The organism is Micromonospora cabrerizensis, assembly GCF_022230955.1.
GTDB classification, from domain to species: domain Bacteria; phylum Actinomycetota; class Actinomycetes; order Mycobacteriales; family Micromonosporaceae; genus Micromonospora; species Micromonospora cabrerizensis.
This window is the reverse complement of sequence record NZ_JAKKFI010000129.1, coordinates 1-21,577: the sequence shown is the minus strand read 5'-3', so window position 1 is coordinate 21,577 and position 21,577 is coordinate 1. Positions and strand designations below refer to the sequence as shown.

General features: G+C 71.4%; 19 protein-coding genes and 1 pseudogene. 12 read left to right on the top strand and 8 right to left on the bottom strand.

Annotation, left to right across the window (positions count from 1 at the left end; translation table 11 throughout):
- Positions 1-172 (top strand): annotated as a pseudogene (locus LADH09A_RS31215) (C39 family peptidase); the annotation flags it as partial.
- A gap of 92 nt (positions 173-264) precedes the next feature.
- Here the strand turns inward: LADH09A_RS31215 and recQ are convergent.
- Together recQ and LADH09A_RS31205 are read right to left on the bottom strand one after the other, a co-directional pair.
- Positions 265-2,106, bottom strand: a complete 1,842-nt coding sequence (gene recQ / locus LADH09A_RS31210) for a DNA helicase RecQ (protein WP_238649253.1) — start codon at positions 2,104-2,106, stop codon at positions 265-267.
- 74 nt (positions 2,107-2,180) lie between these two features.
- Positions 2,181-2,564: a hypothetical protein gene (locus LADH09A_RS31205; protein ID WP_238649252.1), complete on the bottom strand. Its 384-nt coding sequence runs from the start codon at positions 2,562-2,564 to the stop codon at positions 2,181-2,183.
- 184 nt (positions 2,565-2,748) lie between these two features.
- Between LADH09A_RS31205 and rapZ the strand changes: the two genes are divergently transcribed.
- From rapZ to LADH09A_RS31165, 8 genes are all read left to right on the top strand, one after another.
- Positions 2,749-3,681 carry an RNase adapter RapZ gene (gene rapZ, locus LADH09A_RS31200; RefSeq protein WP_372492391.1) on the top strand — a complete coding sequence of 311 codons (933 nt, stop codon included), beginning with the start codon at positions 2,749-2,751 and terminating at the stop codon, positions 3,679-3,681.
- Entirely contained in the window at positions 3,678-4,832 is a 1,155-nt protein-coding gene (locus LADH09A_RS31195) for a gluconeogenesis factor YvcK family protein (RefSeq protein WP_238649251.1), read from the top strand. Before rapZ ends, LADH09A_RS31195 begins: the two co-directional genes overlap by 4 nt.
- Before the next feature lie 54 nt (positions 4,833-4,886).
- The gene (gene whiA / locus LADH09A_RS31190) at positions 4,887-5,867 is read left to right on the top strand and encodes a DNA-binding protein WhiA (RefSeq protein ID WP_210785006.1); all 981 of its coding nucleotides are present in this window, start codon (positions 4,887-4,889) and stop codon (positions 5,865-5,867) included.
- Positions 5,868-6,129: 262 nt separating this feature from the next.
- Positions 6,130-7,134 (top strand): type I glyceraldehyde-3-phosphate dehydrogenase, encoded by a 1,005-nt coding sequence (gene gap, locus LADH09A_RS31185; RefSeq protein ID WP_238649250.1) that lies wholly within the window; start codon positions 6,130-6,132, stop codon positions 7,132-7,134.
- A 52-nt stretch (positions 7,135-7,186) separates the two neighbouring features.
- Positions 7,187-8,389 (top strand): phosphoglycerate kinase, encoded by a 1,203-nt coding sequence (locus LADH09A_RS31180; RefSeq protein WP_238649249.1) that lies wholly within the window; start codon positions 7,187-7,189, stop codon positions 8,387-8,389.
- A complete protein-coding gene (tpiA, locus tag LADH09A_RS31175; protein WP_238649248.1) occupies positions 8,390-9,181 on the top strand; it encodes a triose-phosphate isomerase in 792 nt (263 codons plus the stop codon). It abuts the gene before it with no gap.
- Positions 9,182-9,277: 96 nt separating this feature from the next.
- Entirely contained in the window at positions 9,278-9,538 is a 261-nt protein-coding gene (gene secG, locus LADH09A_RS31170) for a preprotein translocase subunit SecG (protein WP_121653040.1), read from the top strand.
- A gap of 141 nt (positions 9,539-9,679) precedes the next feature.
- Positions 9,680-10,024, top strand: a complete 345-nt coding sequence (locus LADH09A_RS31165; protein ID WP_238649247.1) for an RNA polymerase-binding protein RbpA — start codon at positions 9,680-9,682, stop codon at positions 10,022-10,024.
- Positions 10,025-10,058: 34 nt separating this feature from the next.
- Here LADH09A_RS31165 and pgl read toward each other — a convergent pair whose 3' ends face one another.
- The 6 genes from pgl to tkt all read right to left on the bottom strand — a co-directional run bounded on the left by pgl (position 10,059) and on the right by tkt (position 18,665).
- Complete coding sequence (gene pgl, locus LADH09A_RS31160) at positions 10,059-10,829, bottom strand: 6-phosphogluconolactonase (protein WP_238649246.1); 771 nt, start codon at positions 10,827-10,829, stop codon at positions 10,059-10,061.
- A gap of 153 nt (positions 10,830-10,982) precedes the next feature.
- Positions 10,983-11,999, bottom strand: coding sequence for a glucose-6-phosphate dehydrogenase assembly protein OpcA (locus LADH09A_RS31155; RefSeq protein WP_238649245.1), 1,017 nt, complete (start codon positions 11,997-11,999; stop codon positions 10,983-10,985).
- Positions 11,996-13,510 carry a glucose-6-phosphate dehydrogenase gene (gene zwf / locus LADH09A_RS31150; protein ID WP_238649244.1) on the bottom strand — a complete coding sequence of 505 codons (1,515 nt, stop codon included), beginning with the start codon at positions 13,508-13,510 and terminating at the stop codon, positions 11,996-11,998. The genes LADH09A_RS31155 and zwf overlap by 4 nt, the downstream gene beginning before the upstream one ends.
- A 99-nt stretch (positions 13,511-13,609) precedes the next feature.
- On the bottom strand, positions 13,610-15,259 hold the full coding sequence (locus LADH09A_RS31145; RefSeq protein ID WP_238649243.1) for a phosphoglucose isomerase-related protein: 1,650 nt from the start codon (positions 15,257-15,259) through the stop codon (positions 13,610-13,612).
- A gap of 76 nt (positions 15,260-15,335) precedes the next feature.
- Positions 15,336-16,511 carry a transaldolase gene (gene tal / locus LADH09A_RS31140; RefSeq protein ID WP_238649242.1) on the bottom strand — a complete coding sequence of 392 codons (1,176 nt, stop codon included), beginning with the start codon at positions 16,509-16,511 and terminating at the stop codon, positions 15,336-15,338.
- Between the two features lie 15 nt (positions 16,512-16,526).
- Positions 16,527-18,665, bottom strand: coding sequence for a transketolase (tkt, locus tag LADH09A_RS31135; protein WP_238649241.1), 2,139 nt, complete (start codon positions 18,663-18,665; stop codon positions 16,527-16,529).
- 266 nt (positions 18,666-18,931) lie between these two features.
- On the opposite strand from tkt, the gene LADH09A_RS31130 reads away from it, so the two are divergent.
- The 3 genes from LADH09A_RS31130 to LADH09A_RS31120 all read left to right on the top strand — a co-directional run bounded on the left by LADH09A_RS31130 (position 18,932) and on the right by LADH09A_RS31120 (position 21,450).
- Positions 18,932-19,885: a heme o synthase gene (locus LADH09A_RS31130; RefSeq protein ID WP_238649240.1), complete on the top strand. Its 954-nt coding sequence runs from the start codon at positions 18,932-18,934 to the stop codon at positions 19,883-19,885.
- Positions 19,886-20,180: 295 nt separating this feature from the next.
- Positions 20,181-20,516, top strand: a complete 336-nt coding sequence (locus LADH09A_RS31125; protein WP_088949242.1) for a hypothetical protein — start codon at positions 20,181-20,183, stop codon at positions 20,514-20,516.
- Between the two features lie 13 nt (positions 20,517-20,529).
- The gene (locus LADH09A_RS31120; RefSeq protein WP_238649239.1) at positions 20,530-21,450 is read left to right on the top strand and encodes an ATP-grasp domain-containing protein; all 921 of its coding nucleotides are present in this window, start codon (positions 20,530-20,532) and stop codon (positions 21,448-21,450) included.
- Positions 21,451-21,577: the final 127 nt, after the last annotated feature.

Below are 21,577 nucleotides of genomic sequence, written 5' to 3'. Positions count from 1 at the left end.
CACCGAGACGTACACTCTGTCACCACACCAACCCCCTCCGATCTTCGGCTACCGCGACAACGGCCAGACGGTGAAGATCGCCGACTCCGCCGACCCGAACACCGCCTCCTACTGGATCACCGTCGAGCACCTCGCCGACTGGATCGCCACCCGCGGCTACGCCACCAGCTGACCCGCACCGGCACACAACACTGCACCCACACACCGACCGACAGCCGAAGGGCCGGACCCCACCACGGGGCCCGGCCCTTCGTCATGACCGGATCAGGTCTCGGCGAGGACGGCCAGGATCTGTTCGCCGTACTTGGCGAGTTTGTTCTCGCCGACGCCGCTGACGCCGGACAGCTCGGCCAGCGAGCCCGGCGCGTCACTGGCGATCTGTCGAAGAGTGGCGTCGTGGAAGATCACGTACGCCGGAACGCCCTGCTCTTTGGCGGTGGTCGCCCGCCAGCCGCGCAGCCGCTCGAAGAGCGACGCGGCGGCCGGGGTCAGGTCGACCACGACGGTGGCCGAGCCGCGCGGCTTCGACGAGCGGCTCGAAGCTGGCTTCTCCGGCTCGCGGCGCATCGTGACCGTACGGCGGCGACCCAGGACGTCGGCGCTGGCGTCGGTCAGCGCGAGCGTGCCGTAGTCACCCTCGACGGCCAGCAGCCCCTCGGCGAGCAGTTGCCGGACCACCCCCCGCCACTCCGCCTCGCTCAGCTCGGAGCCGATGCCGAAGACGGTCAGCGAGTCGTGACCGTACTGGCTGGTCTTGTCGGTCTGCTTGCCGAGCAGGATGTCGATGCAGTGCCCCGCGCCGAAGCGCTGGTTGCGCTCACGGTCGAGACGGAAGACCGCGGAGAGCAACTTCTGGGCGGCGACCGTGCCGTCCCAGGTCTCCGGTGGGGTGAGGCAGGTGTCGCAGTTGCCGCAGGCGGCCGTGGACGTCTCGCCGAAGTATTCGAGCAACTGGACCCGCCGGCAGCGAACCGTCTCGCAGAGGGCGAGCATCGCGTCCAGGTGCGCGGCCAGGTTGCGGCGGTGGGCGAGGTCGCCGTCGGACGTCTCGATCATCTTGCGTTGCTGGACCACGTCCTGCAGCCCGTACGCGAGCCAGGCGGTCGACGGCAGGCCGTCCCGCCCGGCGCGGCCGGTCTCCTGGTAGTAGCCCTCGACGGACTTGGGCAGGTCGAGGTGGGCGACGAACCGGACGTCGGGCTTGTCGATGCCCATGCCGAAGGCGATCGTGGCCACCATCACCAGGCCGTCCTCCCGCAGGAAGCGTTGCTGGTTGGCGGCGCGGGTGGAAGCGTCCAGACCCGCGTGGTACGGCAGTGCGGCGACCCCGTTGGCGACGAGGAACTCGGCGGTCTTGTCGACCGAGGCCCGGGACAGGCAGTAGACGATCCCGGCGTCGCCCGGGTGCTCGTCGCGCAGCAGCGTCAGCAGTTGCTTGCGCGGCTCCCGCTTGGGCACGATCCGGTACTGGATGTTGGGCCGGTCGAAGCTCGCCACGAAGTGCCGTGCGTCGTCGAGCTTGAGCCGGGTGGCGATCTCGGTGCGGGTGGCGCTGGTCGCGGTGGCGGTCAGCGCGATCCGCGGCACCTGCGGCCAGCGTTCGTGCAGCATCGACAGCGCGAGGTAGTCGGGGCGGAAGTCGTGGCCCCACTGGGACACGCAGTGCGCCTCGTCGATCGCGAACAGGGAGATGCGCCCCCGGTCCAGCAGGGCGAGGGTGGACCGGACGCCGAGCGCCTCCGGGGCGAGGTAGAGCAGGTCCAGCTCGCCGGCGACGAAGGCCGCCTCGACCCGACGCCGGGCGTCGAGGGTCTGGGTCGAGTTGAGGAACCCGGCGCGGACGCCGACGGCGGTGAGCGCGTCCACCTGGTCCTGCATGAGGGCGATCAGCGGGGAGACGACGACCGCGACGCCGTCGCGGACCAGGGCCGGGATCTGGTAGCACAGCGACTTGCCACCACCGGTGGGCATCAGCACCAGCGCGTCGCCGCCGGCGACCACATGGTCGATCACGTCCTGCTGGAAGCCGCGGAAGGCGTCGTAGCCGAACACCCGGCGCAGCACCGGCAGCGCGTCCTCGGTACGCAGGTCGGTGGGGGAAGCCATCCGGGGAGTCTACGAGCCCACCCCGACACCGCCCGCCCGGCGCACCCGAGCAACGGGTACGCCGGGCGACGGGTTCAGCCGGGCTGGCTGGACCTGTTCGCCAGACCACGCGGCGGGGCCTTCATCCCGACCACGATGTCGACGATCTCGATGTAGCGGGCCTTGTTGCCCATCCGGAACGCGGTGGCCGCCGCGTTGATCTCCTCCAGGGTGTCGGCCTCGACCATGGTGACCTGGTCGTACTTGCCGTTGACCCCGGTGGTCACGACGTGGGTGAGCTGCTTGGCGAAGCGGCCCAGGTCGCGGGCGTGCTCGGCGGAGATCTCGTGGATGCCCTCGCGCCCGAGGGCGAAGTACTCCGGGTTGATCCGCATGAACAGGAAACCGACGTACTTGTTCTTGTCTGCCAGGTCGTGCATCGCATCCTCCCAGATGTCGTTCTGACCTGCGACGATCACGATGAGCGTATTGACAGTTACTGATCGTCATCAAGGGTGGCGGCTGTCGGGAGGGCGACGGGCCGTCGTCGGTCACCCCGCGACCCCTGCCGGGGTGCGCGGGCCCGAGCCGGCGGCGGGATAGAGTCGCTGATTGACCAATCGCGGCCAAGGGCGGCCGCGGCGCCACGGCTTGGGGGTACGGGTGAGCGAGGCGCGCACAACCGGTGACCGGATGGACGACCCGGAGACGGTTGACGGGCAGGTGGCGGCCGAGTCGGAGACCACACTCGTGGTCGTCACCGGCCTCTCCGGCGGCGGCCGCAGCACGGTTGCCAGGGCGTTGGAGAACGTCGGCTACTACGTGGTCGACAACCTGCCGCAGGCACTGATGCTGGACATGGCCGAGCTGGCGTTCAAGGCGGGAGGGGCGGCCCGGCGTACCGCGATGGTGCTGGACGTGCGGTCCCGGGCCTTCTCCACGGACCTGGCCGGGGCGATCCATGAGCTCAAGGATCGCGGGTTCTCACCCCGGGTGGTCTTCGTCGACGCCGACGACGAGGTGTTGATCCGACGGTTCGAGAGCGTGCGCCGGTCGCATCCGCTTCAGGGCGACGGGCGGCTGGCCGACGGCATCGCCGTGGAGCGCGGCCTGCTGGAGGAGGCACGCGACCAGGCCGACGTGATCATCGACACCAGCCACCTGAACGTCAACCAGCTCCGTCGGCGCATCGAGGAGCTGTTCGGCGGCGAGGACGCCCGTCGGCTGCGGGTGACCGTGCTGTCGTTCGGCTTCAAGTACGGCCTGCCGCCGGACGCCGACTTCGTGCTGGACGCCCGCTTCCTGCCCAATCCGTACTGGGTGCCGGAGCTGCGCGAGCACACCGGTCGGGAGGAGGCGGTGAGCGCGTACGTGCTGGGTCAGGAGGGCGCGGACGCCTTCGTCGCCTCGTACGCCGACCTGGTCAACGCCACCACCGCCGGCTTTGAGCGGGAGGGAAAGCGGTACCTCACGGTCGCCGTGGGCTGTACCGGCGGCAAGCACCGCAGCGTGGCCATCGCCGAGGAACTGGCCGGGCGGTTGCGTCACTCCGGGTTGGCGGCCAACGCCCAGCACCGCGACCTGGGGCGGGAATGACGGCCCGGCGGGTGGTGGCGTTCGGCGGCGGGCACGGGCTGTCCGCCTCGCTGCGCGCGCTGCGTCACTGTGCCCCCGAACTCGACCTCGACATCACCGCCGTGGTCACCGTGGGTGACGACGGGGGGTCCAGTGGCCGGCTGCGGGCCGAGCGCGGTGGCCTGCCCCCGGGTGATCTTCGTCAGGCGCTGGTGGCGCTGGCCGGGGACCACCCGGCGACGCGGCGTAGCGCCGGGCTGTTCCAGCACCGCTTCGCCGCCGTGCCGGCCGGCGTACCCCCGCTCGGCGAAGCCGACCCGGCCCTGACCGCGACCGACGGCCGCACCCCCGACCCGCGCGACCAGGCCGCAACCGGCGAGGCCGCAGCCGGCCAGGGCGCCGACGGCCAGGCCGCAACCGGCGAGGGCGCAGCGAGCCAGGGCGCCGACGGCCCCGGCACGGAGCGGGCGAGCAGCCGGGCCGACGGGCTGGCCGGGCACGCGGTGGGCAACCTCGTGCTCTGCGGCCTCATGGAGCTGCTGGGCGACCCGGTGGCCGCGCTGGAACACGCCGGAGCGATGCTCGGCGCGGTCGGCCGGGTGCTGCCGATGTCCCGGCAGCCGGTCGGCATCGAGGCGCAGGTACGCGGCGTCGACCCGGCCGCCCCCGACGAGGTACGCACCGTGCGCGGCCAGCACCAGGTGGCGGTCACCACCGGGCGGGTCGAGTCGCTGCGCCTCACCCCGGCCGCCCCGCCGGCCTGCGCCGAGGTGGTCGAGGCGATCAGGGCGGCGGACTGGTTGATCTTCGGGCCGGGCAGCTGGTACACCAGCGTCCTCCCGCACCTGCTGGTGCCGCAGTTGGCCGACGCCATCGTGTCCACCTCGGCCCGGCGGTTGGTCACGTTGAACCTCGCCGCGGAGAAGGAGACCCTCGGGCTCTCCGTCGCCGATCATCTCGCGGCGCTGCACTGGTACCTGCCCGAGCTCAAGGTGGATCTCGTGCTCGCCGACGCCAAGGCGGTGGGTGACCCCGAACCGGTCGAACGTGCGGCAGAATCGCTGGGTGCCCGCCTGGTCCTCGCCCCCGTCGCCGTCACCGGTGGCACTCCTCGCCATGATCCGGCTGCCCTGGGCGCCGCACTGGTGCCTGTACTGGGTGCCGATCGTTAGACACGTACGTAATCTCCGGCGACACGCCGGAACCGGTCCGTGAGGGGACGCACAATGGCGATGACGGCCGCGGTCAAGGACGAGCTGAGTCGGGTCGACGTGCCCAAGCCCTGCTGTCGGCGGGCGGAGATGGCCGCACTGCTGCGCTTCGCCGGCGGCCTGCACATCGTCTCCGGCCGCGTGGTGGTGGAGGCTGAACTGGACACCGGGGCGGTTGCCCGACGGCTGCGCCGGGAGGTCGCGGAGGTCTACGGGTACCCCAGCGAGATCCACGTGCTGGCCTCCGGTGGGCTGCGCAAGGGCAGCCACTTCATCGTGCGCGTGGTCAAGGACGGCGAGGCCCTCGCCCGGCAGACCGGCCTGCTCGACGTGCGGGGTCGCCCGGTGCGCGGGCTGCCCCCGCACGTGGTGGCGGCGAACGTCTGCTGCGCGGTCTCCGCCTGGCGGGGCGCGTTCATGGCGCACGGCTCGCTCACCGAGCCCGGCCGCTCCAGCGCCCTGGAGATCACCTGCCCGGGGCCGGAGTCGGCTCTGGCGCTGGTCGGCGCGGCCCGCCGGATCGGCATCACCGCCAAGAACCGTGAGGTACGCGGGGTGGACCGGGTGGTGGTCAAGGACGGCGACGCGATCGCCGCGCTGCTCACCCGTATCGGCGCGCACTCCAGCGTGCTGGCCTGGGAGGAGCGTCGGGTGCGCCGCGAGGTGCGGGCCACCGCCAACCGGCTCGCCAACTTCGACGACGCCAACCTGCGCCGCTCGGCGCGCGCGGCGGTCGCCGCCGCCGCCCGGGTCACCCGTGCGCTGGAGATCCTCGCCGACGAGGCGCCCAACCACCTGACCGACGCCGGGCGGCTGCGCCTGGAGCACCGGCAGGCCTCGCTGGAGGAGTTGGGCGCGCTGGCCGACCCGCCGCTGACCAAGGACGCCATCGCGGGGCGGATCCGCCGGCTCCTGGCGCTGGCCGACAAGCGGGCCCGGGACCTCGGCATCCCGGATACGGAAGCAGCCGTCACGCCCGACATGCTCGTGGTCTGATAGGACGGTGGGGCCGCACGGTGCGCCCGGGGCACTACCCGGCGCAGCGTGGCCTCGCACGCTCGGATAAGGTCGCTGCGTACGGCAAGGGGGCCGACACAGGCACTCCTCGTCGTGCGCACCGCCTCGGGCGGTCAGGTCCTCAGACCGCGGCGGGGTGGCCGAGATGAACCGTCAACGGCCGGCTCCAACGGTCGGCGCACACCACTCCGCCGGCCCGTTGTCTGAAGCCGGCAGACCAGAACGCGAGGAGCTGGAACCTGTGACCATCCGGGTTGGCATCAACGGCTTTGGCCGAATCGGCCGTAACTTCTTCCGGGCAGTGCTGGCGTCTGACGCCGACATCGAGGTCGTGGCGGTGAACGACCTGACCGACAACGCGACGCTTGCCCACCTGCTCAAGTACGACAGCATTCTGGGTCGCCTGCCCTACGAGGTCAAGGCCACCGCCGACGAGATCACCGTCGGTGGCAAGACCATCAAGGCGTACGCCGAGAAGGACCCGTCGAAGCTGCCGTGGGGCGAGGTCGGCGCCGACGTCGTCATCGAGTCCACCGGCTTCTTCACCGACGCCACCAAGGCCAAGGCGCACGTCGACGGCGGGGCCAAGAAGGTCATCATCTCCGCCCCGGCGAAGAACGAGGACGTCACCGTCGTCATGGGTGTCAACCACGACACCTACGACCCGGCGAAGCACACCATCATCTCCAACGCCTCGTGCACCACCAACTGCCTCGCCCCGATGGCGAAGGTCCTGCACGACACGTTCGGCATCCAGCACGGTCTGATGACGACGATCCACGCGTACACCCAGGACCAGAACCTCCAGGACGCGCCGCACTCGGACCTGCGTCGTGCCCGGGCCGCCGCGCTGAACATCGTCCCGACCTCCACCGGCGCCGCCAAGGCGATCGGTCTGGTCCTGCCGGACCTCAAGGGCAAGCTCGACGGGTACGCCCTGCGGGTGCCGATCCCGACCGGCTCGGTCACCGACCTCACCGTCAACGTGGGTCGCGAGACCACCGTGGACGAGGTCAACGCCGCGCTGAAGGCCGCCGCGGACGGCCCGCTCAAGGGCATCCTGGTCTACAACGAGGACCCGATCGTCTCCTCCGACATCGTCACCGACCCGGCGTCGTGCATCTTCGACGCGCCGCTGACCAAGGTCGTCGGCAACCAGGTGAAGGTCGTCGGCTGGTACGACAACGAGTGGGGCTACTCCAACCGCCTGGTCGACCTGGTCAAGCTGGTCGGTTCGTCGCTGTGAGCGCGAGGAGTGAGCTTGCGAGCCCCACAGTCGCGAACGGAAGGCTAGCTCTGTGAGTGCCCTCCGTACCCTCGACGACCTGCTCGCCGAGGGGGTGTCGGGTCGGCGCGTGCTGGTGCGCGCCGACCTGAACGTCCCGCTCGACAAGCAGACCGGCGCCATCAGCGATGACGGCCGGATCCGCGCGGTGCTGCCGACCCTCGGCGCGCTGGTCGAGGCCGGCGCGAAGGTGGTCGTCTGCTCGCACCTGGGCCGCCCGAAGGGCGCGCCGGACCCGCAGTTCAGCCTGGGCCCGGTCGCCGGGCGGCTCGGTGAGCTGCTCGGCGCCCCGGTGCACTTCGCCACCGACACCGTCGGTGACTCCGCCCGCTCCACCGTCGCGGACCTGGCCGACGGCCAGGTCGCCCTCCTGGAGAACCTGCGCTTCAACGCGGGTGAGACCAGTAAGGACGAGGCCGAGCGGGGCGCGTTCGCCGACCAGCTCGCCGCGTTCGGCGACGCGTACGTGGACGACGCGTTCGGCGCGGTGCACCGCAAGCACGCCAGTGTCTTCGACGTGCCGGCCCGGCTGCCGCACGTGGCGGGCCGACTGGTGCTGCGTGAGGTCGAGGTGCTCTCCAAGCTCACCGGTGACCCCGAGCGGCCGTACGTGGTGGTGCTCGGTGGGTCGAAGGTGTCCGACAAGCTGGCCGTGATCGAGGCGCTGCTGCCCACGGTCGACCGGCTGCTCATCGGTGGCGGGATGTGCTTCACCTTCCTCAAGGCCCAGGGCCTGGAGGTGGGCACCTCGCTGCTGGAGAAGGACATGGTCGACACCTGCCGCAACCTGCTGGAGCGGTCCGGCGGCAAGATCATGCTCCCGGTCGACGTGGTGGTGGCGGACGCGTTCGCCCCGGATGCCGCGCACGACACGGTCCGCGTCGACGGCATCCCGAGCCACCGGCTCGGGCTGGACGTCGGCCCGGAGACGGTCGCCGGTTTCAGCGCCGCGTTGTCCCAGGCGAAGACGATCTTCTGGAACGGTCCGATGGGCGTGTTCGAGATGCCGGCCTTCGCGGCGGGCACCCGGGGCATTGCCGAGGCGATCACCAAGGCCGACGCGTTCAGCGTCGTCGGTGGCGGTGACTCGGCGGCGGCGGTCCGTGCCCTGGGGCTGGACGAGTCGTCCTTCGGGCACATCTCCACGGGCGGCGGCGCCTCCCTGGAATACCTCGAGGGCAAGACCCTCCCCGGCATCGCGGCCCTGGAGAACTGAATGTCGAGCACCACCCGCCGGCCGTTGATGGCCGGCAACTGGAAGATGAACCTCAACCACCTCGAGGCCAACCTGCTGGTGCAGAAGCTGGCGGCGAGCCTCACCGAGAAGCAGCTCACCGCCGTCGAGACGGTCGTGCTGCCGCCCTTCACCGACCTGCGTACCGTGCAGACCGCGGTGGACGGCGACAAGCTGCTGATCGGCTACGGCGGGCAGGACCTGTCGCCGCACGCGTCCGGCGCGTACACCGGGGACATCTCCGGTCCGCTGCTGGCCAAGCTCGGCTGCACGTACGTGGTGGTCGGGCACTCCGAGCGGCGGGCCTACCACAACGAGGACGACGCGCTGGTCAACGCCAAGGTGAAGGCGGCGCTGACCCACGGCCTGACCCCGATCCTCTGCGTGGGGGAGGGGCTGGACGTGCGCGAGCAGGGCACCCACGTGGCGCACTGCTCCGACCAGCTCGACGGGGGCCTCGCCGGGCTCACCCCCGAGCAGGTGCGCCAGGTCGTGATCGCGTACGAGCCGGTCTGGGCGATCGGCACGGGCAAGACCGCGACGCCGGAGGACGCCCAGGAGGTCTGCGGGGCGGTCCGCCAGCGACTGGCGGAGCGCTTCGACCAGGACACCGCGAACCAGGTCCGGGTCCTCTACGGCGGCTCGGTCAAGGCGTCCAACGTCGCCTCGATCATGGCCCAGCCGGACGTGGACGGGGGCCTGGTGGGGGGTGCCAGCCTGGACGCGGAGGAATTCGCGCAGATCTGCCGCTTCCCGGAGCACCTCGCTCGCTGATCGCTCGGTATCCTTGACACCGCCCGTCCACCGGTCGGTGCCGCCGTGCCCGATCAGACCGGGCGAGGATCGCTACGAGAGGAACTGACCCCAGCCATGCCGATCTGGTTCGCATACACGTTGATCGTGTTGCTGGTCATCACGAGCATTCTGCTCACCCTGCTGATCCTGCTGCACCGCGGCAAGGGCGGCGGTCTGTCGAGCATGTTCGGTGGTGGCGTCAGCTCCAGCCTTGCCGGCTCTTCGGTCGCGGAGAAAAACCTGGACCGTTACACCGTCCTGGTGAGCGTCGTCTGGTTCGCCGCCATCATCGGGCTCGGGCTCTGGCTTCGCCTCCAGATGAACAGCGGCGCCTGAGCAGGCTCGTCAAGTCGTACAATCTGCGCGCGGTCCGTCACTCGACGGGCCGCGCGCAGGCTTTTCTCCGCTGCACCCGCGTCGCCCGCCGCCCACCCCCGAAAGACGGCGGGTCCCCTCCGACGACAGGAGCGAGCAGCCGTGCCGAGTGGCAACGTCATCCGCGGCGCCCGAGTCGGGTCCGCACCCATGCGACCCGACGAGCGGCACCAACCCGCCCCACGACAGGACGTCACCTACTGGTGCCGCAACGACCACCAGGTCGACATCCGAATCGCCGCGGACGCCGAGGCGCCAGCCCTGTGGGACTGCCCCCGCTGCGGCCTGCCGGCCGGCCGGGACGCGCAGAACCCGCCCGGCCGGGCCCGCGCCGAGCCGTACAAGAGTCACCTGGCGTACGTGAAGGAGCGGCGTACCGCCGAGGAGGGTGAGGCGCTGCTGGCCGAGGCGCTCGCGGCGCTGCGCCGTCGCCGCGGCGAACAATAAGGAAGGGCCCCCGTCGAGGGGCCCTTCCGGTCGGTCAGCGGAGGCTGCGCAGCCGGGCGGGTACGTCGGCAGCGGCGGCCCGATCCAGCAGCCAGCGGGTGCGACTCACACCGTGTGCCCCGGCGGCCGGCAACTGCACCGGCCCGGCCCCGGCCAACGCCATACCCACCGCGCGGGCCTTGTCGGCGCCGCCGGCCACCAGCCAGACCTCGTCGGCGGTGTTGATCGTCGGCAGGGTGAGGGTGGTGCGCACGGCTGGCGGCTTGGGGCTGCCCCGCACCGCGCTGCACGCGCGGGTGTCGTAGTGCACCGGGTGCTCGGGGAAGATCGACGCCACGTGCCCGTCCTCGCCGACGCCCAGCATCAGCACGTCGAAGTGCGGCAGTGTGGCGTGCCCGGGTCGGGCGGCGCGAGCCAACTCCTCCTCGTACCAGGCCGCGGCGGCCTCGGGGTCGTTGCCGACGGGGCCGTCGGAGGCCGGCATCGGGTGCACCCGGGCCGGGTCGAGCGGCACCACGTCCAACAGGGCGGCCCGGGCCTGGGTCTCGTTGCGGTCCGGATCGCCGGCGGGCAGGAACCGCTCGTCACCCCACCACACGTCGACCCGGGACCAGTCCACCGCGTCACGGGCCGGCAGCGTCGCCACCGCCCGGTACACGGCGGCGGCGATCCGACCGCCGGTGAGCACCACCGACGCCTCGCCCCGGTCGGCCTGGGCGTCGAGCATCTTCACCAGCAACCGGGCGGCCACGGCCTGCGCCAGCAGATCGGCGTCGGCGTGGACGGCGACACTCGCCTCACTCATGGGTTGCGCCTTCGTTTCCCGACCGCGTGCGGTCGCTGTCGCGTCGTACCCGGGCCGGAGGCCCGAGGTGGCGGGGCGAATGCCCCGGAGGTTCCGGGGCAGGGCCCGGTGGGAACCCGACCCTGCCCCGACGTTGTCGTGCCCCGGTCGGGCTCAGCCCTCGCCGCTCGTGCCGGCGTGTGCGGTGACCCCGGCCTCGGCGCGCCGTGCGGTGGCTGGATCCTTCCAGACGTGCACCCGCTGCGGGGGACGCTGCTCCAACCCCCGCAGACCGACCGTCGCGCCCAGCGCCTCCGCGTACACCTGGTCGGCGTCGAGACGGCGCAGCTCCTCGGCCAGCTCGTCACCGAGCGGGCGGCGGACCAGCGGCAGCGCCCGGTCGTCCTGACCGGTCCGCCGGAACACGGCCATGCTGTCCTCGCGGGTCAGCGTGAGCTGGTCGCCGTTGGCGCAGCTCAACTGCACCTCCCGCATCCGGGGGAACTCGTCGCTGTCCACCCGGCGCGGGGTGATGCCGAGCCGGCTGGACAGCCAACCGACCATCAGCGCCGCCGTCGGGTCGCTGCGCGGCGCGACGACGGTCGCCTCGGTGACCCGCTCGCTGGTGGTGTCGAACGCCCCGGCGACCAGAGTCCGCCACGGGGTGATCCGGGTCCACGCCAGGTCGGTGTCGCCCGGGGCGTAGTCCCGGGCACGCTGGTGCAGCGCCTCCACCGGGTCGGCGGCCTGCGCCGAGTCGGTGATCCTCCGGTCGGCGACCACCCCGAGGAAGTCGGTGGCGATCTCCGCCGGTGGCTCGCCGTGCCACCAGGTGACCACCGGCACGTCGGGGACGAGCAGCGGCATCACGACCGACTCGGCGTGCAGCGCCAGCCGCCCGTACATCCGGGTGACCACCGCCTCGCACGGGCCGAGCCGGCCACCGACCACGATCTCCGCGTCCAGCCGGTTGCGGTCCCGCTCGATCTCCGAGCGAACCACCACCACCAGCCGGCACGGGTGGGCGGCGGCGGCGATCGTCGCCGCCGCCTCCGCCTCCCGGACCCGCTTCTCGTCCACCACCACGATGAGGGTGAGCGCCATGCCGCTGGCCACCCCACCGGCGCTGCGCCGCTCGGCGGCGAGCGCCTTGACCACCTCGTTGCCGGTGGTGTCCCACAGCCCGATCATGCTCGTCTCCAAGCGCGGCCCTCGCGGGCCAGCATCTCGTCGGAGGCGCGTGGACCCCACTCGCCGGCCCGGTACGGCTCCGGCGTGGTGCCAGCCCAGGCGTGCTCCAGCGGGTCGATCACCTGCCAGCTCTGCTCGACCTCGGCCGCGTCCGGGAACAGGGTGCGGTCGCCGATCAGCACGTCCAGGACCAGCCGCTCGTACGCCTCGGGGCTGGACTCGGTGAACGCCTCGCCGTACTGGAAGTCCATCGCGATGTCGCGGACCTCCATCGTGGTGCCCGGCACCTTCGAGCCGAACTTGAGCACCACACCCTCGTCGGGCTGCACCCGGATGACGAGCTGGTTGTTGCCCAGCGACTCCATGTCGGCGTCGTTGAACGGCAGGTGCGGCGCCTTCTTGAACATGATGGCGACCTCGGTGACCCGCCGGGGCAGTCGCTTGCCGGCCCGGATGTAGAACGGCACCTCGGCCCAGCGGCGGTTCTGGATGCCCAGCCGCACCGCCACGTACGTCTCCGTGGTGGAGTCGGAGGGAACGTCCCGCTCCTCCAGGTAACCGACCGCACGCTCGCCGCCCACCCAGCCGGGCAGGTACTGACCGCGCACGGTGTCCCGGGCCACGTCCTTGGGCAGGGTGATGGCCTTGAGCACCTTCAGCTTCTCGGCCCGGATCTCGTCGGCGTCGAAGCTGGTCGGCTCCTCCATCGCCACCAGGGCGAGAAGTTGCAGGAGGTGGTTCTGGAGCACGTCGCGGGCGGTGCCGACGGTGTCGTAGAAGCCGGCGCGGGTGCCGATGCCGACATCCTCGGCCATGGTGATCTGCACCGAGTCGACGTACTTGGAGTTCCACAGCGGCTCGAACAGGTTGTTGGCGAAGCGCAGGGCCAGGATGTTCTGGACCGTCTCCTTGCCCAGGTAGTGGTCGATCCGGAAGACGTCCTGCCGGGTGAACACGTCGTCGACGAGGTCGTTGAGCGACTTCGCCGACGGCAGGTCGTTGCCGAACGGCTTCTCCACGACGACCCGACGCCAACCGCCGGACTTCTCGTTGTCGGCCATCCCGGTGCGGGCCAGCTGCTTGAGCACGACGGGGAACGCGGCCGGGGGGATTGAGAAGTAGAAGGCCGCGTTGCCGGTGATGCCGTGGGTCTGGCGCAGGTCGTCCAGCGTCGAGGCGAGCTGGTCGAAGGCCGCGTCGTCGTCGAACGAGCCGCCGACGAACTTGATGTTGCCGGCCAGCCGTGCCCACACCTCGTCCCGCCACGGGGTACGAGCGTGCTTGCGGGCGGCCTCGCAGGCCAGCGTCTCGAAGTCGCCGTCTCCCCAGTCGCGGCGCGCGAAACCGAGCACCACGAAACCGGGCGGCAACAGCCCCCGGTTGGCCAGGTCGTAGACCGCGGGGAGCAGCTTCTTGCGGGCCAGGTCGCCGGTCACCCCGAAGATCACCAGAGCGCAGGGCTCCGGGATCCGGGGCAACCGGCGGTCCTGCGGGTCGCGCAGCGGGTTCACCGGTTCACCTTCGGTTCGCGACTGCGGGGCTCGCAACCCCGGCTCACTCCTCGCGCTCACGGTGCCCCCTCGCTTCCGCTTCACTCACGTCGTCCATCCTCACGCCCGTAGATCACCGGCCGCGTCGAGCAGTTGGGCGACACCGGCGGCACGGTCGGTCAGATGCAGCCGCAGCACCGGGCGCTCCCGGCCGGCGAGCGCCTGCCGGTCCCCGGCAGCCTGCGCCGCCTGCAACTCACCGAAGGTGTACGGCTTGCCCGGCACCTCAAGGTCCTCCGCGACCGCGCCGGTCACCTGGAGGTAGCTGCCCACCTGCGGGCCGCCCTTGTGGTACTGACCCGTCGAGTGCAGGAACCGCGGGCCCCAGCCGAAGGTGACCGGCCGGCCGCCCGCCTGGGCCAGCAGCGGCCGCAGCTTGGCCGTGTCGGCGTCGGCGAACCGGTCGAGGTACGCCATCACGGCGAGGTAGCCGTCGTCGCCCAACCCGTCGAGCAGCCAGCGCAGCACGCCGGCCAGGTCACCGGGTGCGCCCTGCGGGGCGTACACCTCGATCGCGCCCTCGGTGAACGACGGCGTCTCCGTCGGCAGGCCCGAGGCCAGGATCTTGTTGGTGTTCTCCTTGGACTCGGTGACGTTCGGCTGGTTGAACGGGTCGATGCCGAGCACCACACCGGCCACCGCGGTCGCGTACTCCCAGGCCAGGAACTGCGCGCCCAGCGGGCCGTTGACGGCCACGTCCGGAGCGGCACCGCCGCCCGGCACGTCACCGGGGGCCAGCGAACCGCCGTAGCTGACGGTCAGGACGTCCGCACCGCTGGCGCCGGGGCTCTGCGGAGACTCCACGACCACCGGCAGGATGCCCACCCCGGCCTTGCCGGTCGACTCGGCGATCAGCTGCTCGGCCCAGTCGCCGAGCCCGTCGATGCCGGTGCCGTCGGAAACCAGGGCGACCTTGTCCCGGGCCAGCGTCGCCGCCGCGCCCAGGGCGGCACCCAGCGCGAGCGCCGGGTTGTCCCGGTCCGAGCCGAGCGACGCCGCCAGCGCGTCGGCCTGGTCGAGCAGTTCCGCGACCTCGACCCCGGCCAGCGCCGAGGGCACCAGGCCGAACGCGGTCAGCGCCGAGTACCGGCCGCCGACGTTCGGGTCGGCGAGCACCGTGAACGCGCCCATCTCGGTGGCGGTGGCCTCGAGCGGTGAACCCGGGTCGGTGACGATGACGAAGTGCCGACCGGCCTCCGCCTCGGTCATCCCGGCGTCCAGGAACGCCTGCCAGTAGGCGCGCCGGTGGCTGTCGGTCTCCACCGTCGACCCGGACTTGCTGGCCACCACGACCACGGTGCGCTCCAGCCGGTCACCGAGCGCCGCCCGGACCTGGCCCGGGTCGGTGGTGTCCAGCACGGTCAGCGGGCGGCCCAGGGTCCGCGTGATCACCTCGGGGGCCAGTGACGAGCCACCCATCCCGGCGAGCACCACGTGATCCAGGTCGGCCAGCTCCGCGGTCAGCTCGGCCAGCTGCGCCAGCAGCTCCCGACTGCGCTGGTGGGTGTCCACCCAGCCCAGCCGGACCTTCGCCTCGGCCTCGGCGTCCGGACCCCACAGGCTCGCGTCCTTGCCGGCCAGCTTGCCCGGGACGCCGGCCTTGACCAACGCGTCCCGGGTCGAGGCGGGAGCGGACTTGTCGACCGCGTCCGCGCCGTACACGGCGAGCCCGGCTGCGGCCTCCACCGGCCCCGCAAGTAGGTCGCTCATGCCGTCACTCCGCTTCGCTGCGTGCCGTCCTGAGGCACCGTCGCACTGAGCCTGCTGATTCGCTCGCTGCGCTCGCTCATGCGCCACCAGCCTTCTCGGCGCCCTTGGCGTTGCCCTTGGCGGCCTTGTTCGGAGCACCCTTACCCTTCGCCGCCGCCTCCAGCGACTTGCGGACGCCCTCGAGCAGCTCCTGCCAGCTGGCCTCGAACTTCTCCACGCCCTCGCGCTCCAGGGTGGCGATCACGTCGGCCATGTCCACCCCGACCGACTCCAGGTCCGCGAAGACCTTGCGGGCCGCGTCGTAGGCGCCGGTGATGGTGTCGCCGCGCGTCTCGCCGTGATCGGCGTACGCGTCGATGACCGATTCCGGCATCGTGTTGACCGTGCCGGGGGCGATCAGCTCCTCGACGTAGATGACGTCGCGGTAGTCCGGGTTCTTCGTCGAGGTGGACGCCCACAGCGGCCGCTGCGGGTGCGCGCCCGCGTCGGCGAGCGCCTTCCACCGGTCGGAGGAGAACACCTCGGTGTAGCGCTCGTACGCCAGCTGTGCGTTGGCGACGGCGGCCTTGCCCCGAAGTGACTTGGCCTGCTCGGAGCCGATCTTCTCCAGCCTCTTGTCGACCTCGGCGTCGACCCGGGAGACGAAGAACGACGCCACCGAGCCGATCTTCGACAGGTCGTGGCCGTTGGCCTTGGCCTGCTCCAGGCCGGCGAGGAACGCCTCCATCACCGCGGAGTAGCGGTCCAGGCCGAAGATCAGCGTCACGTTGACGCTGATCCCCTCGGCCAGCGTGTCGGTGATCGCCGACAGGCCCTCCTCCGTGGCCGGGATCTTGATGTAGAGGTTGGGGCGGTCGACCAGCCACCACAGCGCCTTGGCCTCGGCCACCGTCCGGTCGCTGTCGTGCGCCACCCGGGGGTCCACCTCGATGGAGACCCGACCGTCGACGCCATCGCTGCCGTCGTAGGACGGGCGCATCACGTCGCAGGCCCACCGCACGTCGTACGTGGTGAGCATCCGCACGGCCTCCTCGACCTCGATGCCACGGGTGGCGAGGTCGCGCAGCTGCCAGTTGTACTCGTCGGCGTCGCTCAGTGCCTTCGCGAAGATCGTCGGGTTGGTGGTGACACCGGCCACGTGCTTCTCACGGCGGAGCTGGTCCAGCCCGCCGGAGCTGAGTCGTACCCGGGAAAGATCGTCGAGCCACACCGCCACGCCCGCGGCGGTGAGCTCATTCAGCTTGTCCGTCATGCCTGCCACGCTCCCTCAGTTGCCGGTCGTGAAACCGGTGATGTCGCCCACCCGCGCCAGCGAGGCGTGCGCCGCCGCCACGATCCGGTCGGGGGTGAACCCGAACTGCTCGAAGAGCACGGTGTGCGGGGCGCTCGCCCCGTAGTGCTCCAGGCTGACGCTCTCGCCGAGGTCGCCGACGACGCCGCGCCAGGACATCGCGATGCCCGCTTCCACGCTCACCCGTGCCTTTACCCCGCGTGGCAGCACCGACTCCCGGTACGCCTCATCCTGCTCGTAGAACCACTCCTGGCAGGGCATCGACACCACCCGGGTGGGGGTGCCGTCGGCCTCCAGGCGCTCCCGCGCGGTCAAGCAGAGCTGCACCTCGGAACCGGTGCCGACGATGATCACCTGAGGCTTGCCGTTGGACGCCTCGGCCAGCACGTAACCGCCCTTGGCCACGCCGTCGGCGCTGCCCAGCACGTCCCGGTCCAGGGTCGGCAGCGGCTGACGGCTCAGCGCCAGCGCGGTCGGCCGGTCGGTGTGCTCCAGCGCCTGCCGCCAGGCCCAGGCCGTCTCGTTGGCGTCCGCCGGGCGGACCACGTCCAGGCCCGGGATGGCGCGCAGCGCGGTCAGGTGCTCCACCGGCTGGTGGGTCGGGCCGTCCTCGCCCAGGCCGATCGAGTCGTGCGTCCACACGTAGGCCACCGGCAGCTTCATCAGCGCGGCCAGCCGCACCGACGGGCGCATGTAGTCGCTGAACACCAGGAACGTGCCGCCGTACGGGCGGGTGCCGCCGTGCAGCGCGATGCCGTTGAGGATCGCTCCCATGGCGTGCTCACGGATGCCGAAGTGCAGCGTGCGGCCGTACTCGTGGCCCGGGAAGTCCTTGGTGGCGTGCGAGGCCGGGATGAACGACGGCTCGCCCTTCATGGTGGTGTTGTTGCTCTCCGCCAGGTCGGCCGAGCCGCCCCACAGCTCCGGCAGCACCGGCGCGAGCGCCTCCAGCACCTTGCCGGACGCGGCACGGGTGGCCACGCCCTTGGCGTCGGCGGGGAAGACCGGCAGCGCGTCGGCCCAGCCGTCGGGGAGCACCCGGCCGGCCATCCGCTCGTAGAGCGCGGTGCGCTCCGGGTTGGCCTTCTTCCAGGCGTCGAACGCGGCCGTCCACTCCTGCTCGGCCTCGGAGCCGCGGCCCATCACCGTGCGGGCGTGGGCGAGCACCTCCTCGTCGACCTGGAAGGTCTGCTCCGGGTCGAAGCCGAGGATCCGCTTGGTGGCCTTCACCTCGTCGGCGCCGAGCGCCGAGCCGTGGATCTTGCCGGTGTTCTGCTTGTTGGGCGCGGGCCAGCCGATGATGGTGCGCAGTGCGATGAAGGAGGGACGGCCGGTCTCCGCCCTGGCGGCCAGCAGCGCGGCGTGCAGCGCCTCGGCGTCCTCGTGGTAGTCGCCCTGGTCGGCGTCACCGCTGCGCCAGTCGACGGTCTGCACGTGCCAGCCGTACGCCTCGTAGCGGGCCGCCACGTCCTCGCTCTTGGCGATGCGGGTGTCGTCCTCGATCGAGATCTCGTTGTCGTCGTAGATCACCGTGAGGTTGCCCAGCTGCTGGTGCCCGGCGAGGGCGCTGGCCTCGTGGCTGATGCCCTCCTCGATATCGCCGTCGGAGACGATGCACCAGATGTCGTGGTCGAAGACCGACGCGCCCGGCTCGGCCTCCGGGTCGAACAGGCCGCGCTCGCGGCGGGCCGCCATGGCCATGCCGACCGCGTTGCCCAGGCCCTGCCCGAGCGGGCCGGTGGTGGTCTCCACGCCCGGCGTGTGCCCGTGCTCGGGGTGACCCGGGGTGAGCGAGCCCCACTGCCGCAGCGACTGGAGGTCGGACAGGCTGAGCGGGTAACCGGACAGGAACAGCTGGATGTAGAGAGTCAGGCTGGAGTGGCCCGCGGAGAGGACGAACCGGTCCCGGCCGGGCCAGTTCGGGTCGGCGGGGTTGTGCCGCATGACCCGGTTGAAAAGGAGGTACGCCGCGGGCGCAAGGCTCATCGCGGTGCCCGGGTGGCCGTTGCCGGATTTCTCCACGGCATCCATGGCCAGCACGCGGACGGTGTCGACGGCCCGGCGATCGAGGTCGGACCAGTTCAGTGCGGAGTGCTCGGGTCGTTTGGCAGCCACGATGGTTGTGCTCCTCGGCAGATGGGCGGAACCCTCACTGATGACCCTATCGAGCGTCCCTAAACGCGCGCCCGGGGATCTCCGCATGGTGTGCGCTACGTGACGACCCGGATGCGCGGATCAACCCGGTGGTGTGACCGTCCGCACCGTTGTCGGGTCGGCCGGGCAGCCAAAACGACAACGCGTAGTGTGTGGGTCGGTATGCGGGCCCGAGTGGTCCCGACCAATCCGATCTCCCCGTGCCCGATGCCGGAAGGTGGCAATCCGTGAGCATGATCACCGAGCGCCCCGCGAGCAACCCGGCCGGGCAGTCCCCGGCGCGGGCGGCCGAGGGCCCGGTGGCCCGGCGGGACGTACGCGCGGTCCTCTCGGCGTACGTGGCGCTCACCAAGCCGCGGATCGTCGAGCTGCTGCTGGTCACCACCATCCCGGCGATGATGCTGGCCGAGGGCGGGCTCCCGTCGCTGTGGCTGATGGCCATCGTGCTGATCGGTGGCTCACTCGCCGCCGGCGCGGCCAGCGTCCTCAACTGCTACATCGACCGGGACATCGACCAGTTGATGCGGCGTACCAAGCGTCGGCCGCTGCCGGCGCACACCGTGTCGCCCCGCAACGCGCTGGTCTTCGGTCTGGTGCTGGCGGCGGTGTCGGTGGCCCTGATGGCGGCGTTCACCAACCTGCTGGCCGCCGGGCTGACGCTCGCGGCGATCGCCTACTACGACCTCGTCTACACCCTGTGGCTCAAGCGGTCCACCCCGACGAACACCTTCTGGGGTGGCGCGTGCGGGGCCGCTCCGGTGCTCATCGGGTGGGCGGCGGTTACCGGCGGGCTGGCCCCGGCTGCCTGGGGGCTGTTCGCGGTGGTCTTCTTCTGGCAGATGCCGCACTTCTACCCGCTCGCCATGAAGTACAAGGACGACTACGCGCGCGCCGGCATCCCGATGCTGCCGGTGGTGGCCTCGACCCGGCGGGTGAACGCCGAGATCCTGATCTTCGCGTGGCTGACCGTGCTCACGTCCCTGGCCGTCTGGCCGCTGGGGCTCAGCGCGATCTACGGCGTGCCGACCCTGGTGGTGGGTGCCATCTTCATCGTCGAGGCGCACCGGCTCTGCCGGCGTGCGACGCGGGGCGAGGCGGTCAAGCCGATGCGGCTGTTCCACTGGTCGACGACGTACCTGACGATCGTGTTCGTGGCCGTCGCGCTCGACGCGCTGATCTGACCCGTTCCCCGCGTTGCGGTTGGTCGCCGGCGACTGATGTCGGTCGCCAGGTGACTAATCATGCCCATGGATGAGTTGTCCACTTTAACGTCACATCAGAGTAACTTTCGGCATGAGCCGGATCGGCTCAACCTGCGGCTGGTGCACGGTGGTTTGCCGGGAAACTTTGAAATGAAAAGTCCGTATATAAGCGGACAGCCAGCCTGTGGTCTGCCTTAAACCTGTAGGTAATTGGCATCACAAAAGGTTCATGGTTCTCGCCCGGGAGGGTGCGGGTCTGCTTAGGCTTCGCGTCATGGCAGATGGTTCCGATACGACGCTGACGGCCGAGCAGACCGCCGGCGAGCAGACGCCCCAGGGCCTGGTTGCGGGCCTCAAGGCGTTCGCTGCCGGGCACGGCGGCGCCAAGGCGGTCATCGAGTACGTCGGCAAGCGTGGCGCGCGAATCGTGCTGGTCGGTTCCGACGGTGAGTGGGGCGACCAGTTCGCCGACGACACCGTCACCGCCCGGGAGGCGTGCGCCAAGGCGGGAGTCACCGTCGAGAACGCCTGGGAGCGTGAACTGATGGACCAGATGCGTCCGAGCAACGACCTGTGGCGGTCGATGGCCCGGCGCACGATGGCCCGCTGAATAGACACCTGAATTGACCACCCATCACCAGTCGACCCGGGGGGAACCCCGGGTCGCTCTCGTCACCTGCGCCGACCTCGCCGACCTCGACCCGGACGACCGGCTGGTCCTCGCCCCACTCACCGCCCGTGGCATCGCCGTCGACACCGTGGTGTGGGACGACCCCGACGTCGACTGGTCCTCGTACGACCTGGTCGTGCTCCGCTCACCCTGGGACTACGCGCTGCGCCGCGACGAGTTCGTCGCCTGGGCGGCCACCGTCCCGACGCTGGTCAACCCGGCCGACGTGGTCCGCTGGAACACCGACAAGCGGTACCTGGCCGAGCTGAGCGCCGCCGGGGTGCCGACCGTGCCGACGTCCTGGGTCGAGCCGGGGGACACCTGGCAGCCTCCCGCCGAGACCGGCGAGTACGTGCTCAAGCCCTCGGTCAGCGCCGGCAGCCAGGACACCGGCCGCTACGACCTGGCCGACCCGGAGCACCGGGACCTGGCCGCCGCACACGTCCGCCGGCTCTCCGACGCCGGTCGGGTGACCATGGTCCAGCCGTACCTGCGGGCCGTCGACCTCGAGGGCGAGACGGCACTGCTCTTCCTCGCCGGCCCGGACGGGCTCGCGTTCAGCCACGCGATCCGCAAGGGCCCGATGCTGACCGGGCCGGACCTCGGCCCGGACGGGCTCTACAAGGCCGAGGAGATCACCTCCCGTACCGCCCGACCCGAACAGCTCGCGGTGGCCGAGAAGACCCTCGCCACGGTGCCCGGCGGCACACGGCAGTTGCTCTACGCCCGGGTCGACCTGATCCCCGGCCCGGACGGCGAGCCGGTCTTGGTCGAGCTGGAGCTGACCGAGCCGTCCCTCTTCATCGGGTACGCCGACGGCGCCCCCGACCGCCTCGCCGCCGCGATCGCGACCCACCTGGCCCACCACGCCTGACCGCCCCCGGCGCGCCCCCGCGGACCGCGCCACCGCGCACCGCGCCCCGCGCCACCGCGCACCGCGCACCGCGCCCCCGTGCACCGCGCCCCGCGCCCTGCGCCCCGCGCGACCGCGCCCGGCGCGC

Bases quoted from the DNA above. Each gene is read 5' to 3' on its own strand.
- recQ (WP_238649253.1), bottom strand. From the start codon at position 2,106: ATGGCTTCCCCCACCGACCTGCGTACCGAGGACGCGCTGCCGGTGCTG.
- LADH09A_RS31195 (WP_238649251.1), top strand. From the start codon at position 3,678: ATGACGGCCCGGCGGGTGGTGGCGTTCGGCGGCGGGCACGGGCTGTCC.
- whiA (WP_210785006.1), top strand. From the start codon at position 4,887: ATGGCGATGACGGCCGCGGTCAAGGACGAGCTGAGTCGGGTCGACGTG.
- tpiA (WP_238649248.1), top strand. From the start codon at position 8,390: ATGTCGAGCACCACCCGCCGGCCGTTGATGGCCGGCAACTGGAAGATG.
- secG (WP_121653040.1), top strand. From the start codon at position 9,278: ATGCCGATCTGGTTCGCATACACGTTGATCGTGTTGCTGGTCATCACG.
- pgl (WP_238649246.1), bottom strand. From the start codon at position 10,829: ATGAGTGAGGCGAGTGTCGCCGTCCACGCCGACGCCGATCTGCTGGCG.
- LADH09A_RS31155 (WP_238649245.1), bottom strand. From the start codon at position 11,999: ATGATCGGGCTGTGGGACACCACCGGCAACGAGGTGGTCAAGGCGCTC.
- LADH09A_RS31145 (WP_238649243.1), bottom strand. From the start codon at position 15,259: ATGAGCGACCTACTTGCGGGGCCGGTGGAGGCCGCAGCCGGGCTCGCC.
- tal (WP_238649242.1), bottom strand. From the start codon at position 16,511: ATGACGGACAAGCTGAATGAGCTCACCGCCGCGGGCGTGGCGGTGTGG.
- LADH09A_RS31125 (WP_088949242.1), top strand. From the start codon at position 20,181: ATGGCAGATGGTTCCGATACGACGCTGACGGCCGAGCAGACCGCCGGC.